This window comes from Buttiauxella agrestis ATCC 33320 (assembly GCF_000735355.1).
Lineage (GTDB): Bacteria > Pseudomonadota > Gammaproteobacteria > Enterobacterales > Enterobacteriaceae > Buttiauxella > Buttiauxella agrestis.
In genome coordinates, this window is record NZ_JMPI01000030.1 from 220892 (window position 1) to 237908 (window position 17017).

16 protein-coding genes are annotated in these 17017 nt (G+C 49.6%); 7 read left to right on the top strand and 9 right to left on the bottom strand.

Annotation, left to right across the window (positions count from 1 at the left end; translation table 11 throughout):
* Window positions 1-43 precede the first annotated feature (43 nt).
* The gene (locus GBAG_RS11295; protein WP_167333342.1) at window positions 44-958 is read left to right on the top strand and encodes a transporter substrate-binding domain-containing protein; all 915 of its coding nucleotides are present in this window, start codon (window positions 44-46) and stop codon (window positions 956-958) included.
* Between the two features lie 524 nt (window positions 959-1482).
* On the opposite strand, the gene GBAG_RS11300 is transcribed toward GBAG_RS11295, so the two are convergent.
* The 3 genes from GBAG_RS11300 to yobA are packed head-to-tail and all read right to left on the bottom strand — an operon-like array spanning window position 1483 to window position 3103.
* On the bottom strand, window positions 1483-1824 hold the full coding sequence (locus GBAG_RS11300; RefSeq protein ID WP_034496304.1) for a YebY family protein: 342 nt from the start codon (window positions 1822-1824) through the stop codon (window positions 1483-1485).
* A gap of 26 nt (window positions 1825-1850) precedes the next feature.
* Window positions 1851-2723 (bottom strand): copper homeostasis membrane protein CopD, encoded by an 873-nt coding sequence (copD, locus tag GBAG_RS11305; RefSeq protein WP_034495980.1) that lies wholly within the window; start codon window positions 2721-2723, stop codon window positions 1851-1853.
* Window positions 2724-2728: 5 nt separating this feature from the next.
* A complete protein-coding gene (gene yobA, locus GBAG_RS11310; protein WP_034495982.1) occupies window positions 2729-3103 on the bottom strand; it encodes a CopC domain-containing protein YobA in 375 nt (124 codons plus the stop codon).
* Window positions 3104-3261: 158 nt separating this feature from the next.
* Here yobA and GBAG_RS11315 point away from each other — a divergent pair, with 158 nt between their 5' ends.
* From GBAG_RS11315 to exoX, 3 genes are all read left to right on the top strand, one after another.
* Window positions 3262-3492, top strand: coding sequence for a DNA polymerase III subunit theta (locus tag GBAG_RS11315; RefSeq protein ID WP_034495983.1), 231 nt, complete (start codon window positions 3262-3264; stop codon window positions 3490-3492).
* A gap of 132 nt (window positions 3493-3624) precedes the next feature.
* Complete coding sequence (locus GBAG_RS11320; protein WP_034495985.1) at window positions 3625-4356, top strand: carbon-nitrogen hydrolase family protein; 732 nt, start codon at window positions 3625-3627, stop codon at window positions 4354-4356.
* A 38-nt stretch (window positions 4357-4394) separates the two neighbouring features.
* Window positions 4395-5057 (top strand): exodeoxyribonuclease X, encoded by a 663-nt coding sequence (gene exoX / locus GBAG_RS11325; RefSeq protein ID WP_034495986.1) that lies wholly within the window; start codon window positions 4395-4397, stop codon window positions 5055-5057.
* A 6-nt stretch (window positions 5058-5063) separates the two neighbouring features.
* On the opposite strand, the gene ptrB is transcribed toward exoX, so the two are convergent.
* The 3 genes from ptrB to GBAG_RS11340 form a co-directional block, all read right to left on the bottom strand.
* Window positions 5064-7112 carry an oligopeptidase B gene (gene ptrB, locus GBAG_RS11330; protein ID WP_034495987.1) on the bottom strand — a complete coding sequence of 683 codons (2049 nt, stop codon included), beginning with the start codon at window positions 7110-7112 and terminating at the stop codon, window positions 5064-5066.
* Window positions 7113-7204: 92 nt separating this feature from the next.
* Window positions 7205-7903, bottom strand: coding sequence for a tellurite resistance TerB family protein (locus tag GBAG_RS11335; RefSeq protein WP_034495989.1), 699 nt, complete (start codon window positions 7901-7903; stop codon window positions 7205-7207).
* A gap of 117 nt (window positions 7904-8020) precedes the next feature.
* On the bottom strand, window positions 8021-8371 hold the full coding sequence (locus GBAG_RS11340) for a YebG family protein (protein ID WP_034495991.1): 351 nt from the start codon (window positions 8369-8371) through the stop codon (window positions 8021-8023).
* 139 nt (window positions 8372-8510) lie between these two features.
* Between GBAG_RS11340 and purT the strand changes: the two genes are divergently transcribed.
* Entirely contained in the window at window positions 8511-9689 is a 1179-nt protein-coding gene (gene purT / locus GBAG_RS11345; RefSeq protein ID WP_034495994.1) for a formate-dependent phosphoribosylglycinamide formyltransferase, read from the top strand.
* 154 nt (window positions 9690-9843) lie between these two features.
* Here the strand turns inward: purT and GBAG_RS11350 are convergent, their stop codons facing one another.
* From GBAG_RS11350 to zwf, 3 genes are all read right to left on the bottom strand, one after another.
* Window positions 9844-10482, bottom strand: coding sequence for a bifunctional 4-hydroxy-2-oxoglutarate aldolase/2-dehydro-3-deoxy-phosphogluconate aldolase (locus tag GBAG_RS11350; RefSeq protein ID WP_034455128.1), 639 nt, complete (start codon window positions 10480-10482; stop codon window positions 9844-9846).
* A 62-nt stretch (window positions 10483-10544) separates the two neighbouring features.
* The gene (edd, locus tag GBAG_RS11355) at window positions 10545-12356 is read right to left on the bottom strand and encodes a phosphogluconate dehydratase (protein ID WP_034495995.1); all 1812 of its coding nucleotides are present in this window, start codon (window positions 12354-12356) and stop codon (window positions 10545-10547) included.
* Window positions 12357-12735: 379 nt separating this feature from the next.
* Window positions 12736-14211 (bottom strand): glucose-6-phosphate dehydrogenase, encoded by a 1476-nt coding sequence (zwf, locus tag GBAG_RS11360; protein WP_034495997.1) that lies wholly within the window; start codon window positions 14209-14211, stop codon window positions 12736-12738.
* A 355-nt stretch (window positions 14212-14566) separates the two neighbouring features.
* On the opposite strand from zwf, the gene GBAG_RS11365 reads away from it, so the two are divergent.
* On the top strand, window positions 14567-15436 hold the full coding sequence (locus tag GBAG_RS11365; protein WP_034495998.1) for a MurR/RpiR family transcriptional regulator: 870 nt from the start codon (window positions 14567-14569) through the stop codon (window positions 15434-15436).
* Between the two features lie 130 nt (window positions 15437-15566).
* Window positions 15567-17009: a pyruvate kinase gene (pyk, locus tag GBAG_RS11370; RefSeq protein WP_034496000.1), complete on the top strand. Its 1443-nt coding sequence runs from the start codon at window positions 15567-15569 to the stop codon at window positions 17007-17009.
* Window positions 17010-17017: the final 8 nt, after the last annotated feature.

Genomic DNA, 17017 nt, shown 5'->3' on the forward strand with positions numbered 1-17017 from the left:
AAATCATTCATTTTTAGCCATTTTAATTAATGGGGGCTTTCTTTTGTTTAGTCATTTGACTTATTGTAAATCGATTGGTGCTTTTTTGTTGGCAGGCATAGTGCTATTTAGTGAAAATGCTATTGCCGACCCGGTGCTGGATAAAATACTTAACACTCATAATATCAGGCTCGCATGGGTTGATAACACTAAACCTATTTCATGGCTGTCAAATGGTAAACCCGCTGGCATGGCGATAGATATCTGCCTGGATGTAGTCGATAACCTAAAGCAGCGTTACAAAACGAATATAAATGTCACGTGGGTGAAAGTCGCTACTGCCGCCCGTTTTCAGGTTATAGCGAACAACCAGGCAGATATCCTTTGTGCCGTAGCCGCTAACACCGGGCAACGTGACAAATTAGTGAGTTTTTCTACCCCCTGGCTTTATACCAAAATGAATTACCTGACTAAGAAAGAAAATAACATCAGCAATAAAGAGATGCTGGCCGGACATACTGTAGGCGTCATTAGTGGTGGGACATCAGCAATCATGCTGGCAAAAATGAACCAACAATTTAATTACTCTATTTCCGTTAAATTAGTCAGAGACTTTAACGAAGGATTTAGTTTACTTGCCGATGACCATATTACGGCATTTGTTACTGATGATATTATCATTCGTGGAAAACTGGTTGATATTCCAGACAGAGAAAAGTATCAAATGAGTCCCGAAAGTTTTGGTGAAACATTATCCTACGGACTGGTCGTCGCAAAAGATGCATATAATATGAAAGATATTATCAATGAAGATATAAAAGCGATGTTTACCTCCGGGCGATTCGATAAATTATATAACAAGTGGTTTATGTCTCCAGTCTCCCCTTCTGGCGGAAGTGTCCAGCAACCCATGTCTGAAAAACTCCTCGAGCAAGAAAATCGCTTACTGAGTACACAAGATAACTCAGCTCAACAGTAACGCTGACGCCGTAGTAAACTTTCCAGGCCAGTTCCATATGTTAAAGAATAATATTGGCTAGAATATTAGATATTTGGAAAATATCGAGAAGGCTTTCACCTGAAAATCTCCGGTTATCACCCAAAAAAATGACCGAAAAGTGTTTGGATTCGCGGGAAAAGCAGTTTATGTTGTTATGGGTCTGTTACGAAAAACCCAGGAGACTGAAAGTGCAGTTTTGGTCTTTCTTGGGTAAACACCGCTAAGCGGTTGTTTTAAATAGCAGATAAAAAAAGACCGAATACGATTCCTATATTCGGTCCAGGGAAATGGCTCTTGGGAGAGAGCCGTGCGCTAAAAGTTGGCATTAATGCAGGCAGACTTCGCCTTGCCTTCTAAGAATAGATTACCGGCGCAGCTTTTCCAGTCCGGCGCAAAAGTGTTCGGAAAAAAACTGTGTTACAGGTGACGTATTAGATTAAAACCGCAATAGCCGGGTACTGGATATTGCGGTTTTTTATTATAGATGAAGATGTTAGGCAGGCTTAGTTACACAATTTTTCGGCGCGTTCAATAAATGGTGCAAGACTCTTTTTTTGTCCTGGTTGTTTAGGGTCGTCAATTTGAATCACTGAAATCGGCTGGCCGGTGGTTTTACCACTGGTAACTTGCTGTTGTGCAATGTCATTTAGCGGGTATTGCATTAATGTGCTTGGGTTGATTGCAAACAAGGCATGCCCGGGACGGCAACTTAGCATCACCTCTTCACGGTTAAACGCCCAGTTATCTTTACCCATTTCAAAACGGCTAACGGTGATAATTTGTGGTGCTGCAAAAGCACTGCTGGTGCAAGCCAGCATCAGCAAAGTCAAAATACTTTTTTTCATGATTCTCTCTTGAGCTAATAACGCCATCAGTACGGTTCCCAGGTTGCGAAAATGCTAACCGCAAGGATCACCGCCACGGATAAAATGACTTCCAGCCAGGTTAATTGAATAAACTGTTTTGTTGCCGCCTGAGCGCGATTAAAGCGCGGCACCAAAAAATAGCGGTTATATAGCGCGATGATAACCATCACGGCAACAAAGACAACTTTCATCAGCAAGAAGCGCACGTAGTCGCTATCCAGTGGCAACGACCAACCTAAAATCATCAGGCTGTTGACGACACCACTGAGCAATACCGCTGCGACCGCTAAATGCCCGTAACGAGAAAAACGCATCATTGCGGTGATCGCCGCACCTCGCCAGCGCGGCTTTTTCGCCATACGCATACACATCAGCAGCGGCAGTAAACCGCCAGCCCACCAGCCCGCGCTCAGTAAGTGCACCGCATGATTCAGGCGTTGCAGGCCGCCGACGAAACCTTCGCGCATCGCCGCATGGCCGACGCCCGCCAGTAAAATAAGTTGCGCTGCCGCCAGAATAAGTAACATGGACTGCAAAGTGCGCGGTTTGAGTAACAGCACCGCAACCGTCACCACGCCGAGCAGGATTTGCCATAGCCAGACAGAGCCAAAGCGCGTGCCGAGAACCGCCAGCCAGACTTGCGGATTAACCGCATCTGACCAACCGCTTCCCATCATTCCCGCCTGCGCACATAACAACATTACGGCGCTCAGCATTGTCATCCATACAGCGGATTGCCACAGCCATTTCAGCCTGCGAATGAGAACCGGTTTGAATGCCTGAGGGGCCAATAAAGAGCATGAGATGGTACTGCCCAGCAGTACCATTAAGGCGGTGAAATGAATGAATCGCAGCGCGATATAAAGAGAGGGCAACATCCGGTTTATTTCACCGAGAAGTGGTAATTCCCTTTTGTCTTATGCCCATCGACCGACACGACATGCCAGTCGACCTGGTAGTCACCCGGCTTCAGCGCTTCTTCAACTGGAACAATCAGTTGCTTCTCGTCTTTTTCATTGCGCTTCGCAGTACCCGTTTTTACCGCAGCTTGCTGTGGCCCGGTCAACGTGAGTCCGCTAAAATTCGCCTCAACACCTTCAGAGAAATTAAGGGTAATTGCCTGTGGTGAAGCCGTTACCGCAGCATCTGCCGCAGGATATTGATGTTTTAAATGCGCGTGCGCTAAGGCAGAGCCGGAAGCTGTGAGGGCGGTAAACAATGTAGCGATGGTTAAGAGACGAGTTCGAGTGAAAGCCATATCAACTATTCCTTTTTCTTATTCGAGACGGCAAAAGGATAACCTTGAGTGCTGGCTAAGTCGAGATGAGAACAGCTATCAATGATTGAATATTGCCGTAAAGGGTTGTCATCCACGGCAGCAACCAGTACCTTTGCGGCACAAAACAGGAGGCCGATATGAACCACAATCTTGCTGAATTACCCCAGGACGAAATGGATAAGATCAATGTTGATCTTGCTGCTGCAGGCGTTGCCTTTAAAGAGCGTTACAACATGCCAGTTATTGCCGAAGTTGTTGAGCGCGAACAGCCGGCGCATTTGCGAGATTGGTTCCGGGAACGTTTGATTGCACACCGTCTGGCTTCCGTTAATCTGTCACGACTTCCATACGAACCTAAAGTGAAATAAAAATCCGCTGCCTTAAACTTCCTGACAAAAATGGTGTTAAGATTTTTCTCGGTAAAAGACTGAGAAACACAGGAATTACCTGTTTAGGCCATAGGATGATGGCCGTTGGGTAGATTGATTAAGGAAGAACGTATGCCTGTCTGGAATGTTGCAGCGGCGCAGTATGGCGCCACCCTCGATGACCTCGACTCGAATATTTCACATCATTTAGAATTTATCCGGTGTGCTGTACGCGAACACATTGACCTTCTGATTTTCCCCGAGCTTTCTCTCACCGGATTCAATATAGAAAATCACCACGCTTGCTCCCTTCCCTTTACTGACGAGCGCCTCAACCCCTTGCAAAATGCAGCCGTAGAACACCAAATGACCATTGTGGTGGGTTTACCTTTGCGGTGCGAAAAAGGCGTTACGCCTGGTTCGGTTGGTTTTTTGCCCGATGGTTCCCGCGTGGCTTGTTGTAAACCTACCAGCAACGATATGGACCTTCCCGGACAACACACACCCTTAGTCGGCTTACATAACCGTAGTGTGGCGATGGGCTTTAGCACCGGCAGTGATGAAGAAACCTGGCCGCGCAGTGCGGCTGAAATGGGGGCGAGTCTCTATGCCACCGGAAAATTTATCAACGAAATCAGCTACCAACAAGACGAAATGTATTTGCAGCGTTGGGCGCATAAGTACAATTTGCCGGTATTACTGGCAAATCATGCCTGGTCGGATGGGAAATATCGTTCAGCCGGGCGTAGCGCATGTTGGGACGATCGTGGCGAATTAGTGGTTCGTGCCGACCATGGCGAATTGTTAGCTGTCGGTCGTCGTGACGCAAAAGGTTGGCATGGAGAAATCATTCCATTACGCTAGCGTATTAATGAAATCAGCAAAGATGTGATGGAGTCAGTATGCTGCGCATTATTGATACGGAAACCTGTGGCTTGCAGGGCGGCGTGGTAGAAGTAGCATCCGTCGATATCGTCAACGGCGAGATAGTGAATCCGATGAGCGATCTGGTGCGTCCGGATCGCCCGATCAGCCATCAGGCTATGGCAATCCATAGAATTACTGAAGAGATGGTGGCGGATAAACCGTGGATTGAAGATGTGATCCCCCGTTACTACGGCAGCCCCTATTACGTTGCGCATAACGCCAGTTTCGACCAGCGAATGTTACCTGAATTGCCCAATAGCGAGTGGATTTGTACCGTGAAACTCGCGCGCCGTTTATGGCCGGGAATTAAATACAGCAATATGGGTTTATACAAATCACTCAAACTTGAAGTGGAAACCCCGGCCGGACTTTATCATCACCGGGCGCTGTTCGATTGCTACATAACCGCCGCGTTGCTGCTGCGGATTATGGATGAATCAGGCTGGGAGCCTGAGCAGATGGTGACGATTACGGGCCGCCCGGCATTGGTTTCCACCATGGCGTTTGGCAAGTATCGTGGCAAACCGATTTCCGAAATCGCCGAGCAAGATCCGGGCTATTTACGCTGGATGTTAAATAACATCAAAGAATTAGCCCCGGACCTCAGAATGACGCTCAAACATTATCTCGGAAGTTAAAGACCGTTACCCTGGCAGCGTCCCCTGCGCCAGGGCAATCAGGAACGCATATTCCAACGCAACACCTTCGTAAGATTTAAATCGCCCCGATTTCCCGCCATGCCCCGAGTCCATATCGGTACACAACAGCAGCAAATTATCATCGGTGCGCATTTCGCGCAGCTTTGCCACCCACTTTGCAGGCTCCCAATATTGCACTTGCGAATCATGCAGGCCGGTGGTGACTAGCATATGCGGATAGGCTTGAGCGGTGATTTGATCGTACGGGCTGTATTGTTTGATGTAGTGATAATATTCCTCATCCTGAGGATTCCCCCACTCTTCAAACTCTCCGGTAGTTAGAGGGATCGACTCGTCCAACATGGTGGTGAGCACATCAACAAATGGCACCTGCGCCACAACGCCATGGAACAACTCAGGCCGCATATTGATTGCCGCGCCGACTAACAGGCCACCTGCGCTTCCTCCCATCGAATAGAGCAAGTTTTCATCGCCATATCCCAACTTCAATAACGCATCGCAGACGTCGAGATAATCGTTAAAGGTGTTCATTTTTTTCAGGTACTTGCCATCTTCGTACCACTGTTGACCCAGCTCACCGCCACCACGCACATGAGCGATCGCAAACACAAAACCGCGATCTAACAGGCTCAGACGACTGCTACTGAAATCAGCGTCCATACTGCTGCCGTACGAACCATAGCCGTAAACCAGTAACGGGTTTTTACCGCGCTGGAAATGTTCGCGATGGTAAACCAGTGAAACCGGTACCTGCACGCCATCACGCACCGTTACCCACAAATGTTCGCTTTTGTAATGGCTGGACTCAAATCCGGCGACGTCGGTCTGTTTTATTACCCACCGTTCGCCCGTATCCATATCGAGTTCAAACAGGGTATCAGGCGTTGTCATCGACGAATAACCGTAGCGTAGCCGTGAAGATTCCGGCTCGGGATTATGCCCAAGCCAGGTCACGTAAGCAGGGTCGTCAAAAGCAATACCGGTTACTTCACGCGTTTTGCGATTGATTTGCCGCAGGCTGGTCAGCCCTTGTTGGCGCTCCTCAACCACCAGCCAGTCGGTAAATAATGTGAACCCTTCCAGCATGACGTTTTCACGCGGGGGGATCAGAACTTCCCACTGGCTTTCATCGCGCAATTTGCTGCGATACAAACCAAAGTTTTTACCCTCACGATTGGAGCGCAAATAGAAGTTATGTTGGAAGTGATCAAGCGTGTACTCATGATCTTTACGGCGCGGGGCAAAACTCAGAGGCTGCGCATCCACCAGTTCGGCATCCAACAGCAGTACTTCACTGGTCGTAGCGCTTCCCAGATAAATGAGGATGAAGTGCTTCGAGGTGGTTTTGTGAACGCTGACATAAAACATCTCGTCTTTTTCTTCATAGACCAATTGATCCTCAGAAGACGGATGCCCCACGGTGTGCCGCCAGACCTGATACGGCAACAGCGTTTTGGGATGTTTTCGCACGTAGTAAAGCGTTGCGGAGTCATTAGCCCAGACAAAGCTGCTGGAGACGTTTTCCAGCACCTCCGGGTACCAGTTCCCGGTTTCAAGATTGCGGAAACGCAATCCATACTGGCGGCGGGACAGGAAATCTTCCGCCAGCGCCATCACCGTATTGTCAGGTGTAATGCTCATTCCACCCATGGTGTAAAATTCGCTGTGGGCAGCGCGGCGATTGCCATCAACCAGCGTACTCCACTCATCCCATTCGGCAGAAATCGCAGACTGGCGCTGATAAATGGCGTATTCATTCCCGGTTTCAAAAATCTGACGATAACGATAGCCATTTTGCGTATAGGGCGCGGAGACATCTCGCTGCGGGATGCGGTCGATCATCTCTTTGAGCAGGCGTTCCTGTAACGCCTGTTGGGTGCTCATCACCTGATGACCGTAATCATTTTCCTGATGAAGGTAATCAAGTACCTGCGCATCAGCACGCTCGTCGTCGCGCAACCAGTAATAGTTATCGACGCGGGTATCACCGTGCATGGACAGGGTGTGGGGGATTTTTTTTGCTTTTGGTGGCATGTCATTTTTCTTTTTGAGTTAACACCCTGTAAGGGTGGCAAATTCAGACAGCCTTGCAAGCGTAACGTGGGATTTTGCGGAAAATGCCGGGATTATCCCGGCAGGTTGAGTTTCTGTTGCTTAATATCTTGTTCGATACCTTCACGTACATCTTGCGGGATTTTTAACGCATCGCCTAAAGCATTCAGATAACTGCGCTCCATAAAGTGGTCGATGTCGATTGCCGCGCAGCTAAGGAAGTAAAGTTCTAATGCTTCTTCTTCGTTATTAACGCCTTGCACCAGCCGCTGAGGATCAAGCGGTTGATCGATAGCCTGTTGAATCAGGTTGCGGCCCTGGCCTTCAATGCCTGCATCACGCAGTTGCTGATCGATAATCTGACGTTCTTTATCGTCGATGTGCCCGTCACTTTTAGCGGCAAATACCAGCGCCATGACCAGGCGCTGCGTGCGCACATCAACCGGAGATTGTTGCTGTCCGAATTGTGGTTCACCCTGATGGGCTTCACGAACGCGGTCCTTGTATTTATTCCACAACACGCTTCCGGCAACCGCACCACCACCTGCCAGTAAGGCGCTGGTGCCGTATTTAGTCAGTAACTTACGCGATGATTTGCTCGCCAGTAATAAACCCGCCAAACCACCCAGAGCGCCCGGTACCAGTAATTTACTTAGCCCCTGCGAACCATTTCCCTGAGGATGACCAGAGGATTGATTCTGGCCTGTATGATTTTGTACGGATTGTGTAGCTTGCCCCAGCATTGACTGAAGCTGCTGTAACCAGTTGCTCATAAGAAACACCCTTTATTAGGAACTTAACATCTGAGGTTAAGCGAAAGGCTGTCAAGAAGTGTCTGATAAGGCTAAAGATGAGAAAAGAACCGCGCCGGTAGCCCGACGCGTGCGAACTCAGGCAGCTTTGGTGCGCTTGCGAGGATGTTCAGCCACCTTATCGTCAGGAGCTGCTTCCTCAGAAATCACTTCGTCGCCAGATGTTTCGTCATCCGCATTCGTCGTTTCAAGCTCTGGCAATTTGCCGCTTCTCAACACCGTAGAGAGCACATCTTTATTTTCTGCCATCCACATCGCCAACACATCGCCTTGCCCTTCTTCAAGTGCAACCGGGCTATGTGTGAGCCATTCACCCAGGACTTCAGCAAGATCGAGCATTTTGTCATAGGCATCTGCATCTTTTTTACTGGCAAAAGACATTTTTTCTTGCCCCTCTCGTACCACAACGTATTTGATTTCAACCGCCATTTTGCAGCTCCGTTTAACTGTTTATTTAAACAGTGTAATGATATTAACCCTGTATCGCAAGCGGGGAAAAAAACTGCGTACGCAAACGTTTTCGTTTATAATCCGCCGGTCTATTTTTCTCCGTTCGGGTATACAGATTATGTCAATGTTGGGAACAGCGCTTCGTCCTTCAGCTACTCGTGTGATGTTGTTAGGATCAGGTGAATTAGGAAAAGAAGTGGCGATTGAGTGTCAGCGCCTGGGGCTGGAAGTGATTGCCGTAGACCGCTACGCCGATGCGCCTGCGATGCATGTCGCGCACCGCAGCCATGTCATTAATATGCTGGATGGCACAGAGCTTAAAAAGCTGGTCGCCAGTGAAATGCCTGATTTCATCGTTCCCGAAATTGAAGCGATTGCCACCGATGTGCTGGTTGAGCTTGAGCAGCAAGGTCAGCGTGTGGTGCCTTGCGCCAAAGCCACACAACTGACGATGAACCGCGAAGGTATTCGTCGCCTGGCCGCGGAGGATTTAACTCTTCCCACCTCAAGCTACCGTTTTGCCGATAGCGAAGCGGCGTTCTTACAAGCTGTCGAAGAAATCGGCCTGCCTTGCATCGTTAAACCAGTAATGAGTTCTTCCGGCAAAGGGCAAAGTTTTATCCGCACAGCCGATCAGTTAGCCAAAGCATGGGCCTACGCGCAAGAAGGCGGCCGAGCTGGCAAAGGCAAAGTGATTGTCGAAGGCGTGGTGAATTTTGATTTCGAAATCACTCTGTTGACCATCAGTGCGGTCGATGGCGTGCATTTCTGCGCCCCGGTTGGCCATCGGCAGGAAGATGGCGATTATCGCGAATCCTGGCAGCCACAAAAAATGAGCGACCTTGCTTTGAATCGTGCTCAGGAAGTCGCGGAGAAAGTCGTGAAAGCATTGGGGGGCTACGGGCTGTTTGGCGTTGAGTTGTTCATTTGCGGTGATGAAGTTATTTTCAGCGAAGTCTCCCCTCGCCCACACGATACCGGCATGGTGACGCTGATTTCCCAGGACTTGTCAGAATTTGCATTGCATGTCCGCGCTTTCCTCGGCTTGCCAATTGGTGACATTCGCCAGTATGGTCCGGCAGCATCAGCGGTCATTCTCCCGGAATTAACCAGTGACAACGTGCAGTACGGCAACGTCGGTGCAGCGGTAGGCGCGGGTTTGCAGGTACGTCTGTTTGGTAAACCGGAGATTAACGGCAAGCGTAGGATGGGTGTTGCACTGGCCACCGGTTCCAGCGTGGAAGATGCCATTGCACGTGCTATTGCAGCAACCAAAGCGGTGATCGTTAAAGGATAAAATAATCCCCGCTCAAATGAGCAGGGATTTTAATAACACAAATCATTCGAGTCGTAGGAAGGCGGCAAGAGAACGAATCCCCGGGAGCATAGATAACTATGTGACCGGGGTGAGTGAACGTAGCCAACGCATCTACGGCTCGAAGGATGACGTGTTATTTCGCGCCTTCGACAGCTTCACGAGCCAGAGTAGTAATGCGATCGTAATCGCCAGCTTCCAGCGCGTCAGCTGGAACCAACCAAGAACCACCGATACACAGAACGCTTTTCAGCGCCAGGTAGTCACGGTAGTTTGCCGGTGTGATCCCGCCAGTTGGGCAGAAACGAACCTGAGAGAATGGGCCTGCGATAGCTTGCAGCGCTTTGGTGCCGCCATTTGCTTCAGCCGGGAAGAATTTGAATTCTTTCAAGCCGTAGTCCAGGCCCAGCATCAGTTCAGAAACAGTGCTGATACCCGGGATCAATGGAATGGAACCTTCGGTGGCTGCTTTCAGCAATGGCTCGGTCAGACCTGGGCTGATGGCGAACTGCGCGCCAGCTTCGGTCACTTCTGCCAGTTGCTCTGGGTTCAGAACGGTACCCGCACCAATAATCGCTTCTGGTACTTCTTTAGCAATAGCGCGAATTGCGTCCATTGCACATGGAGTACGCAGAGTCACTTCCAGAACGCGCACGCCGCCAGCAACTAATGCTTTAGCCATCGGTACTGCGTGTTCCAGTTTGTTAATTACGATAACCGGGACAACCGGTCCTGTTTTCAGGATCTGTTCCGCAGTAGTTTTCCAGTTTTTCATCTCAAGCCTCTTCAACCAACTTTATAATTCGTTTCCAGCGCAGCAAATGCTACATCCGGTCCTTAAAATTTAATGCAGGTCGCGCCCTGTTCCGCGCCAGATAACTGTTCGCGTAACGCGCTAAATAGTTCACGGCCGGTACCAACACGATCCGCGCTGAGATCCGGGTGATATGCAGTGCGTTTTTCAAGCTCGGCATCATCGACCAGCAATGTCAGTTCACCCGTTTGACCGTTGACGCGAATCATATCGCCATCACGGACTTTTGCCAGCAGCCCACCATCATACGCTTCTGGGGTAACATGGATTGCAGAGGGCACCTTACCTGAAGCACCCGACAGCCTTCCATCAGTGACTAACGCTATTTTGAAACAGCGGTCCAATAATACCCCAAGTGGCGGCATAAGTTTATGTAATTCTGGCATGCCGTTCGCTTTTGGCCCTTGATGACGGACAACTACCACGCAATCACGGTCAAGTAGGCCTGCTTCGAAGGCCGGTAATACATCATGCTGGCTTTCAAAAATCACCGCTGGAGCTTCGATAACCTGGTTTTCTACAGGTACAGCAGAAGTTTTCATCACGGCTCGACCCAGGTTGCCGCTAAGTACTTTTGTACCACCATGTTTTGAGAAAGGCTTATCGAAGGTGGCGATAACATCAGTATCGAGTGCGGTAGTTGCGCCTTCACGCCAGGCCAGTTGGCCGTTATCCAGCCATGGCTCCATGGTGTAATGATGCAGACCGAAGCCCGCGACAGTGTTCACGTCTTCGTGCAACAAACCGCCTTTGAGCAATTCGCGCATCAGCACAGGAACACCACCCGCAGCCTGGAAATGGTTAATATCAGCCGGGCCATTTGGATACAACTTCGCCAGCAACGGCACCACATCTGAAAGGTCGGAGAAATCATCCCAGTTGATGATAATGCCCGCTGCACGCGCCATCGCCACCAGGTGCATGGTGTGGTTGGTTGAGCCGCCTGTCGCCAGCAACGCAACAATGCCGTTGACCACGACTTTCTCATCAATCATTTTGCCGATGGGCATCCACTCGTTGCCGTTTCCGGTCAGCCGAGTGACCTGGCGTGCAGCGGCGGCGGTTAATTCATGGCGCAGTGGCGCATCCGGGTGAACAAATGAAGAACCAGGCAGTTGCATCCCCATAAACTCAACCACCATCTGGTTGGTATTGGCGGTGCCATAAAATGTACAGGTGCCAGGCGCGTGATAAGACGCCGCTTCTGATTCCAGCAATGCGAGGCGGTCAACTTTGCCTTCGGCATACAGCTGGCGAATACGCACTTTTTCTTTATTGGGTAAACCACTGGCCATTGGGCCTGATGGCACAAATACCGCAGGAAGATGGCCAAATGACAATGCCGCCATGGTTAAACCTGGGACGATTTTATCGCAAACGCCGAGGTACAACGCGCCATCGAACATATTATGGGACAGGCCGATTGCCGTAGACATCGCGATAATTTCACGACTCAGCAGTGACAGCTCCATGCCATCCTGACCTTGTGTCACGCCGTCGCACATGGCAGGAACCCCGCCTGCAACTTGCCCTACAGCGCCAACAGAATGCAGCGCTTTACGAATTTGATCGGGATAGGATTCATACGGCTGGTGCGCGGAAAGCATGTCGTTATAGGACGTGATGATCGCAATGTTGTTACGCAGCATACTTTTCAGCGCAGCTTTATCTTCTGGCTGACAGGCCGCAAAGCCGTGGGCTAAATTTCCGCAGGCAAGCTCTGAGCGATGTACGGTTTTACTCTTCGCTTTTTCAATTCTTGCCAGATAAGTTTCACGCGTCTCGCGAGAGCGTTCAACGATGCGTTTTGTTACGCGTAACAAATTAGGATTCATAACAGGTCCTCAAAAAGTGGCTGCCGTCGCTGTGGGCAGGTGGTCGACGTTACCGGCTCTGTTTTCTTCTCGTGAGGCGGCAATCCGTACCATCAGGGCAAAATCGCTTCAGCTAGTGTAAATAAAAAAGCCCTGCTGGTGAATCCAGTCAGGGCTTTTAAATTAAAAAATTTGCACCACTTTGGTGTTAGATCATGTTACCGGTAAAATATGAATCAGTTGTTACACGATTTTTGCAAAATCCGAGGAGTTTAATCTCCTAAATCATTCGAGTTGCATTGAGGCGGCGACGCAGCGAATCCCCAGGAGCTTACACAAGTAAGTGACTGGGGTGAGCGAGGAAAGCCAACGAAGAGGCAACTCGAAGGATGACGGAGATTTATTCGAACTCGTTCCACGAACGCCCGTCACGGGTGATCATCGCAACTGAGGCAACTGGCCCCCAGGTACCGGCCTGGTACGGCTTCGGTGCATCGTTATCGGCAGCCCATGCTTCAGTGATGGAGTCGACCCATTTCCACGCTTCTTCTACTTCATCACGACGCACGAACAGTGCCTGAATCCCACGCATGGTTTCCAGCAACAGGCGCTCGTAAGCATCTGCCAGATGTGATTCGTTGAAGGTTTCGGAGTAGCTCAAATCAAGCTTAGTGGTTTGCAGGTTGTGCTTGTGCTCAAGCCCTGGAACCTTGTTAAGCACCTGAATATCCACGCCTTCATCCGGTTGCAGACGAATAGTGAGCTTGTTCTGCGGCAGATCCTGCCAGGAATCTTTAAACAGGTTTAAAGATGGGCTTTTGAAATAGACCACGACTTCAGAACATTTAGTCGGCAAACGCTTACCGGTACGCAGGTAGAATGGCACGCCAGCCCAACGCCAGTTGTCGATATCTACGCGGATAGCGACAAAAGTTTCAGTGCTGCTGCTTTTGTTCGCCCCTTCTTCTTCCAGATAACCCGGGACTTTTTTACCTTGCGCAAAACCTGCGGAGTATTGGCCGCGTACGGTTTTCTCACGCACATTACTGCGATCGATACGACGCAGAGATTGCAGGACTTTTACTTTCTCATCGCGGATGTGGTCAGCAGTCAGATCTGACGGCGGAGACATGGCAATCATGCACAGAATTTGCAGCAGGTGGTTTTGAATCATGTCGCGCATCTGCCCGGCTTGATCAAAGTAACCCCAGCGCCCTTCAATCCCCACTTCTTCGGCCACAGTGATTTCCACGTGATCGATAGTTTTGTTATCCCAGTTATTCGCAAACAAGGAGTTAGCAAAACGCAGCGCCAACAGGTTGAGAACCGTTTCTTTACCTAAGTAATGGTCGATACGGTAAACCTGGCATTCCTCAAAATACTCACCAACCTGGTTGTTGATTTCCTGAGAAGTCGCAAGTGAGGTACCAAGTGGTTTTTCCATCACGACACGCGCAGGTTTAGCATTCAGCTTCGCCTTGCCCAGACCTTTACAGATTGCGCCAAAGGTGTTCGGTGGCATCGCAAAGTAGTTAATGGTGACGCGATTTTGCTGATCGAGCATCTTACCGAGTTTGGTAAAAGCGGCAGTGTCGTTGACATCCAGATTGCAAAAATCCAGACGGCTGCTCAACTTGTCCCACAGGCTTTCGTCGATCTTTTCCTTCATGAAGGTTTCAATCGCTTCGCGCACAACTTTGGTATAAGCCTCTTTATCCCACTCAGCGCGGCCCACACCCAGGATGCGTGTATCCGGGTGGATTTGCCCCGCTTTTTCTAGCTGATACAGGGATGGCAGCAGTTTCCGACGCGCAAGGTCGCCTTTTGCACCGAAAATCACCAGGTCACATGCCTGAGCTGTCTGCGTTACCGCCATGTCTATTCTCCTCGTTTCAGGTATCTAGTACCGAGTCGCTCTTGTAATTTTATTACAGAACAATGTACTGCTTTTGATGAATCCAGGTAAGTCTTCAGGCATTATTTGATCGCATTCATGAGCAAGATTTGGCCACCAGTGCCATTTCACGGCGATGTATCGTGAATTTTCTGACGACTTGTTGTCGATATCTATCGTGCCTAAAGTTAGACACTGATCATGTAATGAAAAAAAACAACATCATTACCCTGATTAACTTGCCCCTTCACGGAGTGGCAAGAGTATATTCTTGCTAAATCGTGCTGCGATTTCTCCAATTGGTGAAATCGACAAAATCCATGAGTGCCGGACGCCTATGAATATGCTGGACAAAATCCAGTCCCAACTGGAACACCTTAGCAAATCAGAACGTAAAGTCGCAGAAGTGATTCTTACCGCACCACAAGATGCCATTCACTCAAGCATTGCCACCCTCGCCCGCAGTGCTGAAGTCAGTGAACCGACCGTCAACCGCTTCTGCCGCCGTCTGGAAACTAAGGGCTTCCCGGATTTTAAATTACATTTAGCCCAAAGTCTGGCGAATGGCACACCTTATGTAAACCGGAATGTTGACGAAGACGATAGCGTTGAAGCCTATACCGGCAAAATATTCGAATCTGCCATGGCGAGTCTTGACCAGGTCAGGCAATCATTGGATATGGCAGCGGTCAATCGCGCTGTAGATTTACTCACCCAGGCAAAGAAAATCGCCTTTTTTGGTTTGGGTTCCTCTGCCGCCGTGGCACATGACGCCATGAACAAATTTTTCCGTTTCAATGTCCCCGTCATCTATTCCGACGATGTTGTTTTGCAGCGCATGAGCTGCATGAATTGCAGCGAAGAAGATGTCGTTGTCCTTATCTCGCACACCGGTCGGACAAAAAACCTGGTTGAACTTGCACAACTGGCGCGGGAAAACGACGCCATTGTACTGGCGATAACGTCCGAAGGTTCGCCACTGGCTCGCGAGGCCACGCTCTCTTTATTACTCGACGTTCCTGAAGATACCGATATTTATATGCCAATGGTGTCACGACTGGCGCAGCTAACCGTGATAGATGTGCTGGCAACCGGTTTTACATTACGTCGTGGCGCAAAATTCAGAGATAACTTGAAGCGAGTCAAAGAAGCGCTCAAGGAATCGCGTTTTGATAAGGGTATGTTCGTCTCTGGCGAAAACACCTAAGTTTTTATAACAAAGCTGTAACTTTTTAGGTCATTCGGTTAAGTTGTTGTTTTGAAATTTTCAAGCACCCTGACTCACCGAATTTTTTGTTAACGCAACACCAAAGTTGTTTCAGTCAACGGAGTAATACATGTCCAGACGGCTACGTAGAACCAAAATCGTTACCACTTTAGGCCCAGCTACCGACCGCGACAATAATCTGGAAAAGATTATCGCTGCTGGCGCAAACGTGGTGCGTATGAACTTTTCACATGGCACCGCAGAAGATCATCAGATCCGTGCTGATAAAGTTCGTGAAATTGCCGCGAAACTGGGTCGTCATGTCGCTATTCTGGGCGATTTGCAAGGACCAAAAATTCGTGTATCCACTTTTAAAGAAGGCAAAGTCTTCCTTAATATTGGTGATAAATTCCTGCTTGATGCCAACCTGGGCAAAGGCGAAGGCGACAAAGAAAAAGTCGGTATCGACTACAAAGGTTTGCCTGCTGACGTCGTGACCGGCGATATCCTGCTGCTTGATGATGGTCGCGTTCAGTTAAAAGTCCTTGAAGTTCAGGGTATGAAAGTGTTCACAGAAGTCACCGTGGGTGGCCCGCTGTCGAACAATAAAGGTATCAACAAGCTGGGTGGCGGCCTGTCCGCTGAAGCGCTGACCGACAAAGACAAAGCAGACATTCTGACTGCGGCAAAAATCGGCGTTGATTATCTGGCGGTTTCTTTCCCTCGCTGTGGTGAAGACATTAACTACGCTCGCCGTCTGGCGCGTGATGCAGGTTGTGACGCGAAGATTGTTGCTAAAGTCGAACGTGCAGAAGCCGTTTGCAGCGAAGCCGCGATGGACGATGTTATCCTGGCCTCCGACGTAGTCATGGTTGCTCGTGGCGACCTGGGTGTTGAAATCGGTGATCCTGAGCTGGTCGGTATTCAAAAGACCCTGATTCGCCGCGCGCGTAAGCTGAACCGTGCGGTTATCACTGCGACTCAAATGATGGAGTCGATGATTACCAACCCAATGCCAACTCGTGCAGAAGTTATGGACGTAGCGAACGCCGTTCTGGATGGTACAGATGCGGTAATGCTGTCTGCTGAAACGGCGGCAGGTCAATATCCGGCTGAAACCGTTGCTGCGATGGCGCGTGTTTGCCTGGGCGCTGAGAAAATCCCAAGCATCAACGTTTCTAAGCACCGCCTGGACGTTCAGTTCGACAATACAGAAGAAGCCATTGCGATGTCTGCAATGTATGCAGCAAACCACCTGAAAGGTGTGACTGCCATCATCACCATGACCGAGTCTGGCCGCACCGCATTGATGACTTCACGTATCAGCTCCGGTTTGCCAATCTTCGCTATGTCTCGCCATGAGCGCACACTGAACCTCACCTCTTTGTACCGCGGCGTTACGCCTGTGTATTTCGACAGCACCAGCGACGGCGTTATTGCCGCAACCGATGCGGTGAATCTGCTGCGCGACAAAGGCTACCTGGTTTCTGGCGATCTGGTTATCGTTACCCAGGGTGATGTGATGAGTACCATTGGTACCACCAACACCACGCGTATTCTGTGTGTTGAGTAATTCATCCA

Coding starts and splice junctions, on each gene's coding strand:
- GBAG_RS11300 (WP_034496304.1), bottom strand. CDS start 1,824: ATGAAAAAAAGTATTTTGACTTTGCTGATGCTGGCTTGCACCAGCAGT.
- copD (WP_034495980.1), bottom strand. CDS start 2,723: ATGTTGCCCTCTCTTTATATCGCGCTGCGATTCATTCATTTCACCGCC.
- yobA (WP_034495982.1), bottom strand. CDS start 3,103: ATGGCTTTCACTCGAACTCGTCTCTTAACCATCGCTACATTGTTTACC.
- GBAG_RS11315 (WP_034495983.1), top strand. CDS start 3,262: ATGAACCACAATCTTGCTGAATTACCCCAGGACGAAATGGATAAGATC.
- GBAG_RS11320 (WP_034495985.1), top strand. CDS start 3,625: ATGCCTGTCTGGAATGTTGCAGCGGCGCAGTATGGCGCCACCCTCGAT.
- exoX (WP_034495986.1), top strand. CDS start 4,395: ATGCTGCGCATTATTGATACGGAAACCTGTGGCTTGCAGGGCGGCGTG.
- ptrB (WP_034495987.1), bottom strand. CDS start 7,112: ATGCCACCAAAAGCAAAAAAAATCCCCCACACCCTGTCCATGCACGGT.
- GBAG_RS11335 (WP_034495989.1), bottom strand. CDS start 7,903: ATGAGCAACTGGTTACAGCAGCTTCAGTCAATGCTGGGGCAAGCTACA.
- GBAG_RS11340 (WP_034495991.1), bottom strand. CDS start 8,371: ATGGCGGTTGAAATCAAATACGTTGTGGTACGAGAGGGGCAAGAAAAA.
- purT (WP_034495994.1), top strand. CDS start 8,511: ATGTCAATGTTGGGAACAGCGCTTCGTCCTTCAGCTACTCGTGTGATG.
- GBAG_RS11350 (WP_034455128.1), bottom strand. CDS start 10,482: ATGAAAAACTGGAAAACTACTGCGGAACAGATCCTGAAAACAGGACCG.
- edd (WP_034495995.1), bottom strand. CDS start 12,356: ATGAATCCTAATTTGTTACGCGTAACAAAACGCATCGTTGAACGCTCT.
- zwf (WP_034495997.1), bottom strand. CDS start 14,211: ATGGCGGTAACGCAGACAGCTCAGGCATGTGACCTGGTGATTTTCGGT.
- GBAG_RS11365 (WP_034495998.1), top strand. CDS start 14,567: ATGAATATGCTGGACAAAATCCAGTCCCAACTGGAACACCTTAGCAAA.
- pyk (WP_034496000.1), top strand. CDS start 15,567: ATGTCCAGACGGCTACGTAGAACCAAAATCGTTACCACTTTAGGCCCA.